The organism is Streptomyces sp. NPDC127177, from assembly GCF_042672475.1.
Lineage (GTDB): Bacteria > Actinomycetota > Actinomycetes > Streptomycetales > Streptomycetaceae > Streptomyces.
Map to the genome: position 1 here is coordinate 1 of NZ_JBHXUW010000062.1, position 15615 is coordinate 15615.

Sequence of the window (15615 nt, forward strand, 5' to 3'; positions counted from 1 at the left end):
CTTCGCCGGCCGCTCCCGCCCGTCACCGCCCTCCGCTGCTCAGCGGCCGTCCGTGTCGAGCAGCCAGGTGAGGATCCGGGGGAGGGCGTGCAGCGCGTCGAAATGCGCGGCCGTCGGCTCCACCACGACGGTGGAGCCCGTGATGCGGCTCGCCAGCCAGCGCGTGTGCCCGACCGGTGAGAAGACGTCCTTCTCACCGTGCCACAGCAGCACCGGACCGGTGATGTCGGCCGGGTCGAACCCCCAGGGGCGGCTGAACGCGAGCGCGTCGTCGATCCAGCCGTATGCCGAGGTGCGCAGCCCCTCACGGTAGTTGCGCAACAGCATGGAACGGACTCCGGCGTCGTTGACCACCAGCCGGTCGGAGTCGGTCAGCTCCCGGCGAAGGTCGTCGATGAGCCGGACCGGGTTGTTCCTGATCACCGCCGACCGTGAGATGAACGACTCCGCGAGCCCGTCCGGATCGGCGGCCGCCGTGGTGTACGCCAGCACATTGGACGCGGCCATCCCCTCGAACCAGTCGAGACCGTCGGCGTCCCAGGGGGCCAGCCCCACCAGAGCGGCGGTCCGGGTGACCCGTTCGGGCATCAGCGCGGCGCAGGCCAGGGCGTGGGAGGCACCTCCGGAACGGCCCACGACGGCGAACCGTTCGAGCCCGATATGGTCCGCGATGGCCCGGACGTCCTCCACCGCGTCGGCGACGCAACGGCCCGGCTGCCGGTCGGAGTCGCCGTAGCCCGGCCGGTCGTAGGTGATGAGCTGGGTCTTGCGCTGGTACAGCACCATGCCGCGCGGAGCCGGACCGAGCCGGCTCCCCGGCATTCCGTGCAGAAGGAAGACGGGTCTGCCACGTGGATCCCCCAGTCGCTCAACCACCAGTTGCCGTCCGTCGGTTGCGCGCACCCGACTGCGCACTCCGTGCCTCCTCGTATCCACGCGGGCACGACGTGCCCGACTTTCCCCGCACTGTTTCGATGATGGACCATCAAGGCCCGTATCGGGACAGTGCGTTGAGCGATTACGGGAGCGCTCGAAGGGGGCGCGCGGAGGCGGATCCCGCCGGATGTACCGGCAACCGGACGTGCAAGGGCGAATACCGGACAGGACTAGTCCTCACCCATTGCTGACCCCGCGTCGCACGGGGTGTTCGCGGAAGGGGACGGGAGGGCAACGGTGAGGGTCGACCCCCGATAAGTGAACGAGGTGAGGTCGAAGGGGTGGCGTCGTGTGTGCGTCCTGAAGTCGACCTTGTGTGCTACCTGCTCCGTCGGAATAGTGGGCGCCTCAACCTCCGTGTACGGACGACCCCACATCCTCCGTGCACGGCCCCCACAGGAGGTCGAAGTTGAAGCATCGACGCATATCCAAGCAGCGTGCAGTGCTCGCAGGTTCGGCGGTAGTCGCCCTGGTCGCAGCGGGTGCGACGTTCCAGAGCGCGAACGCCAGTGAGTCGACCCCCCAGGTCACCGCGCGCACGCTGACCGCCGACGCGGCCGGAAAGCTCGCCACCGGCCTCGGCAAGGAACTGGGCAGCGACGCGGCCGGTTCCTACTACGACGCCAAGTCGAAGAGCCTCGTGATGAACGTGGTCGACCAGGCCGCGGTCGAGCAGGTGCAGCAGGCGGGCGGCAAGGCCAGAGTCGTACAGAACTCGCTCGCCGATCTGAAGTCGGCGCAGAAGACCCTGGCCGGCAAGGCCTCGATCCGCGGCACCTCGTGGGCCCTCGACCCGGTCAGCAACAAGGTCGTCGTCACGGCCGACCGCACGGTCAAGGGTGCCGATCTGCAGAAGCTCACCTCGGTGGTCGAGTCGCTGGGTGGCAAGGCGCAGCTCAAGAAGTCCGCCGGTGAGTTCAAGGCGCTCATCGCGGGCGGCGACGCGATCTGGGGCAACGGCGGGCGCTGCTCGCTCGGCTTCAACGTGGTCAAGGGCGGCGAGCCGTACTTCCTGACCGCAGGGCACTGCACCGACGCGATCACCAGCTGGTCGGCGACGCAGGGCGGCTCGGTGATCGGCACCAACGCGGCGTCGGAGTTCCCCGACAACGACTTCGGCCTGGTGAAGTACACCTCGTCCACCGCGCACCCGAGCGAGGTGGACCTGTACAACGGTTCCACCCAGAAGATCACCAAGGCGGGCGCGGCGACCGTCGGTATGACGGTGACGCGCAGCGGTTCCACCACCCAGGTGCACGACGGCGAGGTGACGGGGCTGAACGCCACGGTCAACTACGGCAACGGCGACATCGTCAACGGGCTCATCCAGACGACGGTCTGCGCCGAGCCCGGTGACAGCGGCGGCTCGCTCTTCGCCGGTGACACGGCGATCGGCCTGACCTCGGGCGGCAGCGGCGACTGCTCCGCTGGAGGCGAGACGTTCTTCCAGCCGGTGCCGGAGGCGCTTTCGGCCACCGGGGCTCAGATCGGCTGACGGTTTCGACCGTCTCCGTGCAGTGACGAACGGCCCCCGGCAGTGCTTCATGCCGGGGGCCGTTTCGTGTCGCTCTATCCCCGTGCGAGCGTCACGAACGCCGCCCACCCGGTCCGGCCGACCCGCAGCACCGGCCCGCCGCCCGTGACCTTCGAGTCCCGTACGTACACGGCACCGGCACCGGCGGCCACCTCCACGCAGTCACCGCCGTCCGATCCGCTGTAGCTGCTCTTGAACCAACGCAGCTTCTCGACGTTCCCGGTTTCCTGCTCCACGCTCATGTCTCTCCCACCAGCCGTTCGATGAGCCGCGCAGACGCCTCGACGTTCAGGGCCTGCGATCGCAGCTTGCCATATCGCAATCCGAACGAGCTGACCTCTGCCGGATCACTGACGACGCACCCGACACCCTGCGACTCGAAGTAGCCGAGGTGGCGGAGTTCCTTCGTCTGGACCGTCACGAAGGGCCCGTTCTTCCCTGGATGGAACCCGAGTCCGGCAGGCATGACCTGAATCTCGGCATTACGCAACCTGCCGACCGACAAGAGATGTTGCCACTGGGCGCGCATTACCTCGCTGTCGCCCACCGGATCGCGCAACGCCTCCTCCCCGATGATGAACGACAACTCCGCCAGCGGATTCCGGGTCAGCAGCTTCTGCCTGCTCAGCCGGGCCTCCGTGTGCTGGTCGATGATCTCGTCGCTGAACGGCGGGCAGTGGCCGCCGAACACCGCCCGCGCGTACGCCTCTGTCTGCAACAGGCCCGGCACCAGCAGCGGGTCGTACGAGAAGCGGCTCAGTACCGACGCCTCGATGAGGGCGAAGTTGCGGAAGAACTTGGGGAGCTTGGCCCGGTCCACATCGTCCTGGAGTACCTCCAGCACCCCGTCCGCATCCAGCACCTGGTCCGCCGCGACCGTGAACTCCTCCTTCGCCGGCCGCCGCCCCTGCTCGACCGAGGCGACCTGCTCCAGGGAGTAGCCGATGGCGTCCCCCAGGGCAGGCTGGCTCAACCCGGCCCGTTTCCGCAGGTGCTGGAGGATTTTGCCGTAGGCCACCCACACGCCCGGCAGTTCGCTCTCCTGCTTCGCCTTCGCCGCCCGGCCGTTCCGCGTATCACGCATGCGCCTTCACGTTCCTTCCGCCGCCCGCTCGTGCCCGCCCGCAGCCATCCGTAGCCTCGCTCAACTCCATTACGGCCGGGCAAGGTTCAACGGATGAGCCCTTTCCTGGGATACGGCTCCCGTCCCGTACAGCACCCGTACAAGACCCGTACAACTCGGGGTGGCGCGCTTTCACCGGTCCCGTACCGGCTCACCTCCGTACGGCCGTCGGACCTGGTCAGCGACGTGCGCGGGGTTTCACGATGACGGGGTGAACCAACAGAAGAACGCCCAGGAGGCTCGGTGCCCGGCCCCCGAGTTCAGCCTTCGTCTGAGCGGCACTCCACGGGGCGCCCGTCTGGCCCGCACCCTCGCCGTTCAGCAGCTGACCGAGTGGTGCGGCTGCCCGTACGACTCCGACGCGGCCCGAACCGTCGCTCTGGTCACCGCGGAGCTGGCTGCCAATGCCATCACCCACGGCCGGCTCCCCGGCCGCGACTTCCGGCTGACGCTTCTCCTCCTGCCCCGCGCCCTCCGTATCGAGGTGACGGACACCCGCCCCGAGCGGCTGCCGCCCAGGCCGGCGGTCGGCCCCGCGTCCGCTGACGCGGCATCCGGCCGTGGCCTGCTGCTGGTGGAGGCCTACGCGGACCGTTGGGGGTGCACGGTCCGCGACGCGTACACCAAGGCGGTCTGGGCGGAGGTGGACCTGTCGACAGCATGGTGAGGTTGCTCGGTCCGGCCGGTCAGCCCGGAGCCGGCTCCTCGATGGTGGGGCGGGCCCGGTGCCGCGCGGGTCATTCGCGCGGTGTCTCCTTGCCGACGCGCACCCACGTGCCTTTCGTGGTCGGCGCGCCGTCATCGAGGACCGGCTCAGGGGTGACGGACCCGTAGGAACTGCTCATGCGGAGTCCGTCGGCCGAACCGGGCGGAGGCCCGGGCCGTGGCCCGGGCCTCCGAGTGGCGGTTCCGGTCAGGCGGACTGGGGCAGTCTGCCGGCACCCGCCTTCGCCGGTGCGACGCCGAAGATGTCCACCGCGTGGTAGTACGTCCAGGCCGTGGAGTTGCACGAGGTCAGCTTCGCGCCCGAGTAGGCGGCGCATACGCGCTTCAGGTCCTCGTAGAGGGCGGAGTCGATGCGGGCCTTGTTGGCGGAGAACGTGCCGGCGGCCTTGTAGTTGCGGTAGCCGAAGTCGTGGCGGGCGCAGGCCGTCTGGAAGGGGAAGCCGAACGGGTTGTCGGGCGAGGAGCTGCAGTAGTCCGTCGACCAGTCGAAGCCGTAGGCGGACCATGCGCCCTGGTTGTTGCGGGCGGCGTTCCAGGAGTTGTAGCTGGAGGCGCTCGTCTGGGTCCAGGAGCTGAGGACCTGAGGCTTGTCCGCGGGGGCGGCCGAGGCGGATGTGGCGGGCAGCAGGACGAGGGGGAGCGACAGGGCGGCCGTGGCGAGTGCTGTGGCGGCGAAGCGGCGACGCATGAGTAACCTCCGGGCGTTTTAGGGGAGTTGTTGCGGTCGTGCGTCTCGTGGATCACACGAGATCGACTAAGGATGCCGTCATGCACCTGTCAATGCCTAGCTGTTGCGTCAATTGGACACCAAGGATTGGTGTGGGCGTCGGGGGTTGAAGAGCATTCGAACGAAATGTGGCGCTACGGATCAGTCGGCCCGGACGGACGGCGGGCGGAGATCCTTCTCGGTGGCAACGGCGGAGGCGGACAGGAGCGTCGCAGTGGCGAGGCTGCCCCAGAGTGCGGCCGAGCCGTGGGAGGCGAGGGAGGTGATGGCCGCCGGGGAGACGGCCAGGCCGAAGCCCGTGGAGAGCTGGAAGCGGGCGAGGGCGCGTCCAAGGACATGGGCCGGGGCGAGCGCGGTGACGAGCGCGGTGGCGCTGCCGGCGTAGATGATCTCGCCGATGGTGCAGACCACGGACACCGCGGCGACGGCCGGAGCGACCCAGCCGTGCCCCAGCGCGGTGGCCGCGAGGAAGCCGAGGTAGGACGCGGTGAGTACCACGCCGGCAAGGGCCAGCACGGCCCGCCGGGAGAAGCGGGACATCAGGACGGTGACCGGAACCTGCAGGGTGACCACCAGCACCGTGTTCGCCACGAAGATGGCGCCCGACCACATCGGGGAGGCGTGGGTCTGCGTCAACAGGACGAGAGGCAGAGCGATTTCGGGGACGTTGAGGCAGAAGACGTAGATCACGTTGGCGGCCAGCAGCACGCGCATCCGAGGTGCGGGCCCGTCGGCCCGGTCCTCGGCCGGTGCGGTGGACGGACGCGTGCGCAGGCGGACCGACCGGGCCAGGGCCGCCGCGGCGAGATAGGCGAGCCCGGTGACGGCGGCCAGCGCCTGCAACGCGGTCGCGCCGCCCGCCAGGCACGCGGTGGCGAGGAGGGCGCCCGCGCCCAGGCCGGCGTTGCGCAGGGCGCGGCCTCCCGCGAGGGCGGCGTCGCGTTCGCGGCCGTGGGCGACCGTGGCGACGAGAGCCGCATGGGCGGCCGGCCATGCCTGGTTGCCGATGCCGAGGAAGAGCGCCGCCGTCGCGAACAGCCAGACGTGCCCGGCCGGGGCGATCAGCAGCAGCGCCACGCCCACCACCCGCACCAGCATCGACGCCGCCACGACCGTGCTGCGTGCGCCCCGGTCCAGCCAGCGGCCCACCGCGGGCATGCACACCAGACCCACGACGACGCCGGCCGTCATCGCGATGCCGGTGGCCGCCGCGGACAGCCTCAGCACCGTCACCCCGTAGAGCAGCAGAAAGGGCCGCAGCAGGCCGGTGCCGAGCGCGTCCACGAGCAGGGCGACGGCATAGCGGGGGCCGCCGGAGGCCCGGACGAGGGCGCGCGGCTGGATCTTGGTGGTGGTTGCCATGGCGTCAACGGTGCGTTCGGCCGCCGGACCGGCTGTGCCGGTTGACGGAGACCGTCAACCGACGCGGTCGTCGGCCGTCCTGCCGGTGAGAATGAGGGAATGACGTTGAGGATCGACATCGGCGGCCGGCCGTCCGGGCGGCTGCGGTTCGCCGCCTCCCCCCTGGCCGAGCTGACCGCGATGCTGCACGTGCTGGCCGAACCCGCGCACCACCCCCAGCTCGCCGGCTGGGCCGGGGACGTCTGGGCCGGGCTGCGGCCGGAGCTGGCCGAGCGGCTCAGGGAGGCGGAGTTCCTCTGGCGTTCCTCACGGGCCGACTTCCTGGTTCCCGCTCGCCCCCGGTCGACCCTCACCGACGAACTGGACGATGTGGACCGGATCGACGACGAAACCTATGTGACCGCCGCGCTCATCACCACGTGCGGCAGCAACCGGGTCCACTTCGCCGCGCCGTCACCGCTCGCCGACGCGACGGCGCGCGAGCGCGCCCTGGACCTCGCGCAGGCCCGCGGCGCGCTCCAGGAGGCCTTCGCGGAACGGCTGCTCGCGGACCCGGCAGCCGTGCGGGCGCGGGTACGTCACACCCTCGAACAGTGCGCCGAGGCCTTCTTCGACGCCGCCTGGGCGGACGTCGCCGTGCGGCTCGCCACCGACCTGCGCCTGAAGAACGACCTGCTGAAGCACCAGGGAGTCGGGGCGGCACTCGCGTCGGTCTCCGGCGCCGTCACTCTGGCACCGGACGGCAACGGCATCATCGTGGACAAGCTGCAGGACAGTGCGACGACCGCCAACGGCGCCGGCGTCACCTTCCTCCCCAGCGTCTTCGGCCGCCCGCACCTGGTGGCGGTCTACGCCCCCGGGTGGCAGCCGGTGGTGCAGTACCCCGTCGCGGAGCCGAGTCCGCCGGAGCCGGTATCGCTGGAGACGGTCACGCTCCGGCTGGAGGCGCTCGCGCATCCGGTACGGCTGCGGTTGCTGCGCACCCTGGCCCGCGGACCGCACACCACCGGGGAGCTGGCCCACGCCTGGGCACTCTCGGCCCCGGAGGTTTCCCGCCACCTCGCCGTCCTGCGCCGCGCGGGCCTGCTCACGGCCCGGCGGCAGGGCCGCTACGTCCGGTACACGGTCAATCTGCCCGATCTGACGGCACTGGGGTCGGACCTGCTGGCGGCCGTACTGCGCTGAGCGGCTCCGGTCCGCCGGAACGCGGCCGGCCGCCGCCGTCGCGACAGCGTCCGACCCGGCAGGCCGCCGGGAGCCGCATCGCCGTCAGGCCGGTGTCGAGCCGCGCCCGCCGGCGTCCACCGCGCCCGCGAGCGGGGCGCCCGCCGCCTCCGGCTTCTTCCGCATCGCCATCAGCAGGGTGACGACCGTGCCCACCACCGCCCACGCGGACAGCACCAGCAGTGATCCGGTCACCGCGTTGCCCCTGAAGTACGCGATCGAGCGCGCCGCCCACGTCCCGGCCCCCGGCGGCAGCGCGGGGCCGATCGCGCGCCAGAAGTCCGGCAGCATCGGGAGCGGGAAGGCGCCGCCCGCGCTCGGGTTGCCCGCGATCACCACGAGCAGGACGGCCAGGCCGATGCCGACGATGCCGGTGAGGGCCTGCAGGGCGAGCGTGATCATGCCGACCGCGAAGACGGTCAGCGCGCCCAGACCCGACAGCGCCCAGAAGGATCCGGGGAGCGCGCCGAGGATCGGCCCGATGATCACCGCGCCGCCGATTCCGCCCGCGATCGAGTACAGCGCCATGACCCCGGTCCTGATCACCGCGCGCTGACGGTTGGCGGGGCGGCTGCCGGCGCTGATCGCCAGGATCGAGGCGCAGAGGTAGCCGCCGACGCACCAGCCCACGACCAGGTAGAAGGACGACAGCCCGTCGAAGTCCTGGCCCGAGGCCGGGGCCACGTCCACGGGGTGCACCGTTCGCCGCTGGGAGCGGTCGGCCTCCGTGATGATCTTCGTCAGTGAGGTGGCCAGGACGGTGCCGCCGCCGGAGGCGACCAGGACGGTGTCCTCGGTGCCCCGGGGGTCGACGATCAGGGCGCCGTCGATGTCTCGGTCGAGGATCTGTCTGCGGGCGGCGGCCGCGTCGCTGACCGTGCGGGGGTCCAGCGGGCCGCCGGGAAGATCTTTCAGCTCGGTGAGGAGCCGGGCGGACATCTGCTGGGGCGCGACGACCCCGAAGGGGACGTCCGTCGCCTTCGGCTTGTGCAGTGCCCCGATGTACGACGCGATGAACAGCAGTTGCAGCGCCAGTACGCCGATGACGAGCAGTGCGGCCCGTGGAGTGACGGCTCTCTTCACCTCGTCAGCGAAAGTCATGCCCCCACGGTCCGGGCCGCCCGTCGTCCACGCAGTCGGGGCCGGGCCGAATGGCTGAGGGTGGCATGCATCTCGTGTATCGCACGAATGTTCGAACTTGGTCTATGGTGGAGAGCGAGGGGGTGGTGTTCACGGATCGGTCCAGGAGGTGCGGGTGCCAGGGTTCACGCATCTGCATACCGTTTCCGGGTTCTCCCTGCGGTACGGGGCCTCGCACCCGGAGCGGCTGGCCGAGCGCGCGGCCGAGCGGGGAATGGATGCCCTCGCGCTGACCGACCGCGACACCCTCGCGGGCGCGGTCCGGTTCGCCAAGGCCTGCGGGCGGGCGGACGTACGGCCGCTCTTCGGGGTGGAGCTCGCGGTGGCCCCCGCCGGACCTGCGGGGGGCGGCGGGGGCACGCACCGGCTGCGGACCCCGGCCCGCGGTGGTGCCTTTGTCGATGAATCCGCTCCCCGGGTCACCTTCCTCGCCCGCGACGGCGCACAGGGCTGGGCCGAACTGTGCCGCCTCGTCACCGCCGCCCATGCCGCCGTCCCCGACGGTGGCCGGCCCCTGCTCGACCGGTCCTCGCTGCCCGCCGAAGGGCTCACCGTGCTGCTCGGCCCCGCCTCCGAGGTGAGCCGGGCGCTGGCCGCCGGCCGCCCCGACCGGGCCGCCGTCCTGCTCGCCCCCTGGCGGGAGGTGTACGGCGACGACCTGCGGCTCGAAGCCGTCCACCACGGACGGGACGGCACCGGCCCCGGTTCGCTGCGGCTCGCCGCCCGTACCGTCGGCTTCGCGGCCGAACAGGGGATACGGGCCGTGCTGACCAACGCCGTCCGGTACGCCGACGCGGGGCAGGGCCCGGTCGCCGATGTGCTCGACTCGGCCCGCAGGCTCGTCCCCGTCGACCCGCGCCGTGCCCCGCTCGACAGCGGTGAGCGCTGGCTCAAGGACGCCCGCGCGATGGCGGAGACCGCCGAGCGGATCACCGCCGCCGCCGGACTCGGCCCCGGTGCCGGGGCCCGGCTGCTCGCGGAGACCCGGCACACCGCCGACGCCTGCGCCGTCGACCCCGAGGGCGACATCGGCCTCGGCTCCGTCCACTTCCCCGAACCGCACCTCGTCGGCGCGGGCCGCCGCACCGCCCAGCGGGTGCTGGCCTCCCGCGCCGCCGCGGGCATGGTGCTGCGCGGCTACGACCGCCGCCCCGGCTACTGGGACCGGATGCACCACGAGCTGGACATCATCGCCCACCACGGTTTCGCCTCGTACTTCCTGACCGTCGCTCAAGTCGTGGACGACGTGAGGGACATGAAGGTCCGGGTGGCCGCACGCGGCTCCGGGGCCGGCTCCCTGGTCAACCACCTCCTCGGCATCGCCCACGCCGACCCGGTCGAGCACGGGCTGCTGATGGAGCGCTTCCTGTCCAAGCGCCGCTTCGTGCTGCCCGACATCGACATAGACGTCGAGTCGGCCCGCCGCCTCGACGTCTACCGGGCGATCATCGGCCGCTTCGGCGCCGAACGGGTCGCCACCGTCTCCATGCCCGAGACCTACCGGGTGCGCCACGCCATCCGGGACGTCGGCGCCGCGCTCTCCATGAACCCGGCCGAGACCGACCGGCTCGCCAAGGCCTTCCCGCACATCCGCGCCCGCGACGCCCTCGCGGCCATGGAGGAACTGCCCGAACTGCGCGAGGTGGCGCGGACGAAGGAGAAGTACGGGCGGCTGTGGGAGCTGGTGGAGGCGCTGGACGCACTGCCGCGCGGTACGGCCATGCACCCGTGCGGAGTCCTCCTCTCGGACGCCTCGCTGCTGCGCCGCACCCCCGTCGTGCCCACCAGCGGCGAGGGCTTCCCGATGTCGCAGTTCGACAAGGAGGACGTGGAGGACCTCGGGCTGCTCAAGCTCGATGTGCTGGGCGTACGGATGCAGTCGGCGATGGCGCACGCGGTCACCGAGGTGAAGCGGGCCTCGGGACAGGAGGTGGACCTGGACGCCGTGCCGCCGGGCGATCCGGAGACGTACCGGCTGATCAGGACCGCCGAGACGCTGGGCTGCTTCCAGATCGAGTCGCCGGGGCAGCGCGATCTGATCGGCAGGCTCCAGCCGGCCGGTTTCCACGATCTGGTGGTCGACATATCGCTCTTCCGGCCCGGACCGGTCGCCGCCGACATGGTGCGGCCGTTCATCGAGGCCCGGCACGGCCGCGCACCCGTCCGCTACCCGCACCCCGATCTGGAGGGACCGCTGCGCGAGACGTACGGAGTGGTGGTCTTCCACGAGCAGATCATCGAGATGGTCGACATCATGACCGGCTGCGGCCGGGACGAGGCCGACCGGGTCCGGCGCGGGCTCTCCGACCCCGAGTCGCAGGGCAGGATCAGAATCTGGTTCGCCCGGCACGCCGCGGCGAGGAAGTACGACGCCGAGGTGATCGCCCGCGCCTGGGAGATCATCGAGGCGTTCGGCAGCTACGGGTTCTGCAAGGCGCACGCGGTCGCCTTCGCGGTGCCGACGTACCAGTCGGCCTGGCTGAAGGCGCACCACCCGGCGGCCTTCTACGCCGGACTGCTCACCCACGACCCCGGGATGTACCCGAAGAGGCTGCTGCTCGCGGACGCGCGGCGGCGTGGGGTGCCGGTGCTGCCACTGGACGTGAACCGGTCGGCGGCAGCCCATCGGATCGAACTGGTGTCTGATGACGGGGGAGGGGTCTGGGGACTGCGGCTGGCACTCTCGGACGTCCACGGGATCAGCGCGGCCGAGGTCGCCCGGATCGAGGCCGGAGCGCCCTACAGCTCACTGCTGGACTTCTGGCAGCGGGCCCGCCCGGGCAAGCCGGCCGCCGAACGGCTGGCCCAGGTGGGCGCGTTGGACGCGTTCGGCGCCAACCGCCGTGATCTGCTGCTGCACCTGTCCGAGCTGCACCGCGCCCAGCGGGGCGCGGGCTCCGGCGGCGGGGGCGCCCAGCTCCCGCTCGGCGGCGGACACCGGACCGGCTCCATCGGCCTGCCCGACCTCAACGAGGCGGAACGGCTCAGCGCCGAACTGGGTGTGCTGAGCATGGATGTCTCACGCCATCTGATGAGCGATCACCACGCCTTCCTGGAGGAGCTGGGCGCGGTCTCGGCCAAGCGGCTGCGCGAGGCGCGGCACGGCGAGACCGTGCTGGTCGCGGGCGCCAAGGCGGCCACCCAGACTCCGCCGGTCCGCTCCGGGCGCCGGGTCGTCTTCACCACCCTGGACGACGGCACGGGCCTGGTCGACCTGGCGTTCTTCGACGACAGCCACGCCGACTGCGCGTACACCGTCTTCCACTCCTGGCTGCTCCTGGTGCGCGGGGTGGTGCAGCGGCGCGGGCCGCGGAGCCTGAGCGTGGTGGGGGCCGCCGCCTGGAATCTCGCCGAGCTGGCCGAGCTGCGGCGGACCGGCGGACTCGACGCGGTCGCGGCCCGGCTGGCACAGGAGCCCGAGCCGGAGGAGGACGGTCACGCACCGGACGGGGCGCCGGCCGACGGGGACGACGGCCGCCGTATCCGGATGCCCACCGGTTACGAGATGAACCCCTGGTCCGACCTGCAGCCGCCCGGTGAGGGGGCGCCCACCGGAAGGAAGCTGTGGCACCAGAGCCCGGGGAGCGCGGGATGAGTGAGCAGCCCGGAATCCTCTGTCTGCGGTTCCGCCGGGTCGGCGGCGGCTCCCCGGACGGCGCGGGCTACGCGGGGCTGCTGGCCCTGCTCGGTTCGTTCACCCCGGTCGTGGAGGCGGCGCCGCCCGACGGGGCGCTCGCCGATGTGCGGGGCGCGCTGCGCTACTTCGGACGGGACGCGGCAGGTCTGGCCGCGGTGATCCGGGTCCGCGCGCTGGCCCTGCACGGTGTGGACTGCGCGATCGGGGCCGCCGAGAACCCGATGCTGGCACGGATGGCGGCGCGGCGGGCCGTGCCCGGGACGACCTTCGTGGTGCCCGTCGGAGGGGCCGCCGCCTTCCTCGCGGACCGGCCGGCCGCCGCGCTGGACGGTGTCGGGGCGGCGACGGCCCGCACCCTGTGCGGATACGGCCTCGACTCCGTCGGCCGGATCGCGGCCGCCCCGCTCGGCACCCTGCAGCGGATCACCGGGGTGCGGACCGGGCGCGAACTGTGGGAGCGGGCCCGCGGCATCGACCGTACGACGGTGGTGCCGAACGCCGCCGCCCGGTCGGTCGCCGCCGAACGGACCTTCCCGCGCGACGAGCTGGACCGCGAGCGGCAGCGCCGCGCGCTCATGTCGCTCACCGAGGAGCTGGGGGCCAGGATGCGCGGCGACGGGCAGGTGTGCCGCTCGCTCGCGGTCTCCGTCCGCTATGCCGACCGGACCGGGTACTCGACGCTGACCCGCAGCCGTACGCTCCGCGAGCCCACCGCGCACTCCGCGGAACTCACCGCGCTCGCGTACCGGATCCATGACTCGTTCGGACTGCAACGGGCCCGGGTGCGGGGGATGGCCCTGCGCGCGGAGGGGCTCGGCGAGGCGGGGCGGGCCGCTCATCAGCTGACCTTCGACCCGGTGGACGAACGGGCGCGGCGGATCGAGGCGGTGGCGGACCGGCTGCGGGCCAGATTCGGACCGCAGGCCGTGATGCCGGGGCGACTCGCCGCCTGAACCGCCGGTGGCGGGCTGTCCTGAAGCTACGGTTACCACCGCGTCAATTTTTACCGACGCGTAACTTCCCAGGAAACCTTACTCGTGCGTAAGTTGGCATGAGCACATAGAACACGTCAGAACTTGTGGTCCGGGCCGCAGGGTGCAAAGACATCGCAACTCCCTTGAGCCGCAAGGAGAACACACGATGCTGCCCTGGACCCGTGCGCCGCGGACCCCACGAGCGCGCAGAACCCTCGCCGCACTGTTCCTCGCCGTCGCCGCAGTCGCCACCCCCACGGCCACTGCCGCTGCAGCCACCCCCACTACCGTCGCCGCCACATCGAGTGGCTGGAACGACTACTCCTGCAAACCCTCCGCAGCCCACCCCCGGCCCGTGGTCCTGGTCCACGGAACCTTCGGGAACTCGGTCGACAACTGGCTCGTCCTCGCCCCCTACCTGGTGAACCGGGGCTACTGCGTCTACTCCCTCGACTACGGCCAGCTCCCCGGCGTGCCGGTCTTCAACGGCCTGGGCCCGATCGAGAAGTCGGCCGGGCAGCTCGCCACCTTCGTCGACAAGGTGCTCGCCTCCACCGGGGCACCCAAGGCGGACATCGTCGGCCACTCGCAGGGCGGCATGATGCCGAACTACTACCTGAAGTTCCTCGGCGGCTCGTCGAAGGTGAACGCCCTGATCGGGCTCGCGCCCGACAACCACGGCACCACCCTCCTCGGCCTGACCAAACTCCTGCCGTACTTCCCCGGCGCCGGGGACCTGCTCAACTCCGGCACCCCCGGACTCGCCGACCAGGTGGCCGGATCGCCCTTCGTCACCAAGCTCAACTCCCTGCCCGACACCGTGCCGGGAGTCCACTACACCGTCATCGCGACCAGGTACGACGAGGTCGTGACCCCGTACCGGACCCAGTTCCTGGACGGGCCGGACGTGCGTAACGTCCTGCTCCAGGACCTGTGCCCGGCCGATCTGTCCGAGCACGTGGCGATCGGGACCATCGACCGGGTCGCCTACCACGAGGTGGCGAACGCGCTGGACCCGGCGCACGCCAGCCCGACCACCTGCGCCTCGGCCGTCGAGTAGTCAGGTAGTCAGGCAGTCAGGACCGGACGGCCCCGGGCGTGCCCGGGGCCGTCCGCCCGCTCAGCGGCCGTGCCGCGCGGCGGACGCCGCCCGGCGTCGGACCGAGGCGAACAGCGCGGCCGCGCCCACGGCGAGTGCGGCAGCACCGCCGATCGTCAGGTACGAGGTGCTGCCGCCGCCACCCGTCTCGGCGAGGTTCGCGCCGGCCGCGGCGGGTGCGGCGGAGGCGCTGTCCGGCTCGGGGGCGTTGGCCGCCGCGGCGGGTGTGCCGGCCGCTTCCGGGGCGTCGGCCGCCTCGGTGACCTTCGCGCCCGTAGCGGCGTCGTCGTCACCGTGGCCGCCGTGCTCGACCGACGACTCGGCCTCGCCCTCGGTGATCTCCTGCTCGGACGGGGCGGAGGCGGACGCACCTCCCGCGGCCCCGTCGAACACCACGTCGGAGCAGGCGTAGAACGCCTCCGGTGAGTCGGACCGCTGCCAGACGGTGTAGATCAGCTGCCGCCCCGCGCCCTGCGGCACGGTGCCGTCGAAGACGTACGACCCGTCCACCAGCTCCGGGTCGGTCGCCGTGACGAACGGCTTCTCCGCCAGGTCCGACCACTTCAGCGGCTTCGCCGGGTCGTAGGAGGCCTTGGTCAGATACAGCTCGAACGAACCCTTGTGCGGGGCCGTGGCCCGGAAGCGGAAGGTGTGGCTGCCCGCCGCCAGCTTCGTCGCCGGCCAGTCGGCGCGCGGCAGATCGAGCCCCTTGAACTTGTCGTTGCCCGCACTGCACAGCTTGCCGTCCGGGATCAACTGACGGTGGTTGCCGGCAGCGTTGGCGATATTGACCCCGTTCCAGTCGTACAGCGCCTGGGTGCCGCCCGCCTCGACCGCCGCCACGCAGGCCGCGGACTTCGGGCTCTCGGGCCCTTCGGCGAAACAGGCCGAGACCCGGCTGACCGGGTCCGACAGCGAGCCGTGCGCGGCGGCCGGGGCCGCGGCCAGAACGGTCAGCGCGAGCGGTGCCGCACCGAGCACGGCGATACCGGCGGCCCTGCGACGGGCGGTGGTGATGACGGCCATGGTGGTGGTACTCCTTCGGCGGTCCACGACTGGGTGCGGGGCGCCCCGGAACGTGTGCCGGGGGCCCGGGAACAGCAAGCTAGCCGCTGATCTGCCTCCGCCCCGGC

General features: G+C 71.8%; 13 protein-coding genes. 6 read left to right on the forward strand and 7 right to left on the reverse strand.

Annotation, left to right across the window (positions count from 1 at the left end; translation table 11 throughout):
• Positions 1-39 precede the first annotated feature (39 nt).
• A complete protein-coding gene (locus ACFVJX_RS29580) occupies positions 40-915 on the reverse strand; it encodes an alpha/beta fold hydrolase (RefSeq protein WP_384128096.1) in 876 nt (291 codons plus the stop codon).
• 430 nt (positions 916-1345) lie between these two features.
• On the opposite strand from ACFVJX_RS29580, the gene ACFVJX_RS29585 reads away from it, so the two are divergent.
• Positions 1346-2431, forward strand: coding sequence for a S1 family peptidase (locus ACFVJX_RS29585; protein WP_384128097.1), 1086 nt, complete (start codon positions 1346-1348; stop codon positions 2429-2431).
• Between the two features lie 74 nt (positions 2432-2505).
• On the opposite strand, the gene ACFVJX_RS29590 is transcribed toward ACFVJX_RS29585, so the two are convergent.
• Positions 2506-2712 (reverse strand): DUF397 domain-containing protein, encoded by a 207-nt coding sequence (locus tag ACFVJX_RS29590; RefSeq protein WP_384128099.1) that lies wholly within the window; start codon positions 2710-2712, stop codon positions 2506-2508.
• Positions 2709-3554: a helix-turn-helix domain-containing protein gene (locus ACFVJX_RS29595; RefSeq protein ID WP_384128101.1), complete on the reverse strand. Its 846-nt coding sequence runs from the start codon at positions 3552-3554 to the stop codon at positions 2709-2711. Before ACFVJX_RS29595 ends, ACFVJX_RS29590 begins: the two co-directional genes overlap by 4 nt.
• A 250-nt stretch (positions 3555-3804) precedes the next feature.
• On the opposite strand from ACFVJX_RS29595, the gene ACFVJX_RS29600 reads away from it, so the two are divergent.
• Positions 3805-4260, forward strand: coding sequence for an ATP-binding protein (locus tag ACFVJX_RS29600; RefSeq protein WP_384128102.1), 456 nt, complete (start codon positions 3805-3807; stop codon positions 4258-4260).
• Between the two features lie 246 nt (positions 4261-4506).
• Here ACFVJX_RS29600 and ACFVJX_RS29605 read toward each other — a convergent pair whose 3' ends face one another.
• Both ACFVJX_RS29605 and ACFVJX_RS29610 read right to left on the reverse strand, forming a co-directional pair.
• Positions 4507-5007 (reverse strand): phospholipase, encoded by a 501-nt coding sequence (locus tag ACFVJX_RS29605; protein ID WP_384128104.1) that lies wholly within the window; start codon positions 5005-5007, stop codon positions 4507-4509.
• Between the two features lie 180 nt (positions 5008-5187).
• On the reverse strand, positions 5188-6408 hold the full coding sequence (locus ACFVJX_RS29610) for an MFS transporter (RefSeq protein WP_384128105.1): 1221 nt from the start codon (positions 6406-6408) through the stop codon (positions 5188-5190).
• 99 nt (positions 6409-6507) lie between these two features.
• Between ACFVJX_RS29610 and ACFVJX_RS29615 the strand changes: the two genes are divergently transcribed.
• Positions 6508-7593 (forward strand): DUF5937 family protein, encoded by a 1086-nt coding sequence (locus ACFVJX_RS29615; RefSeq protein ID WP_384128107.1) that lies wholly within the window; start codon positions 6508-6510, stop codon positions 7591-7593.
• Between the two features lie 84 nt (positions 7594-7677).
• On the opposite strand, the gene ACFVJX_RS29620 is transcribed toward ACFVJX_RS29615, so the two are convergent.
• Positions 7678-8733: a DUF3533 domain-containing protein gene (locus ACFVJX_RS29620; RefSeq protein ID WP_384128108.1), complete on the reverse strand. Its 1056-nt coding sequence runs from the start codon at positions 8731-8733 to the stop codon at positions 7678-7680.
• A gap of 154 nt (positions 8734-8887) precedes the next feature.
• Here ACFVJX_RS29620 and ACFVJX_RS29625 point away from each other — a divergent pair, with 154 nt between their 5' ends.
• The 3 genes from ACFVJX_RS29625 to ACFVJX_RS29635 all read left to right on the forward strand — a co-directional run bounded on the left by ACFVJX_RS29625 (position 8888) and on the right by ACFVJX_RS29635 (position 14443).
• The gene (locus ACFVJX_RS29625) at positions 8888-12367 is read left to right on the forward strand and encodes a DNA polymerase III subunit alpha (RefSeq protein ID WP_384128110.1); all 3480 of its coding nucleotides are present in this window, start codon (positions 8888-8890) and stop codon (positions 12365-12367) included.
• Positions 12364-13362: a hypothetical protein gene (locus ACFVJX_RS29630; RefSeq protein ID WP_384128111.1), complete on the forward strand. Its 999-nt coding sequence runs from the start codon at positions 12364-12366 to the stop codon at positions 13360-13362. The genes ACFVJX_RS29625 and ACFVJX_RS29630 overlap by 4 nt, the downstream gene beginning before the upstream one ends.
• 187 nt (positions 13363-13549) lie before the next feature.
• Positions 13550-14443, forward strand: a complete 894-nt coding sequence (locus tag ACFVJX_RS29635; protein ID WP_384128113.1) for an esterase/lipase family protein — start codon at positions 13550-13552, stop codon at positions 14441-14443.
• Between the two features lie 60 nt (positions 14444-14503).
• Here ACFVJX_RS29635 and ACFVJX_RS29640 read toward each other — a convergent pair whose 3' ends face one another.
• Entirely contained in the window at positions 14504-15508 is a 1005-nt protein-coding gene (locus tag ACFVJX_RS29640) for a lytic polysaccharide monooxygenase (protein WP_384128115.1), read from the reverse strand.
• Positions 15509-15615: the final 107 nt, after the last annotated feature.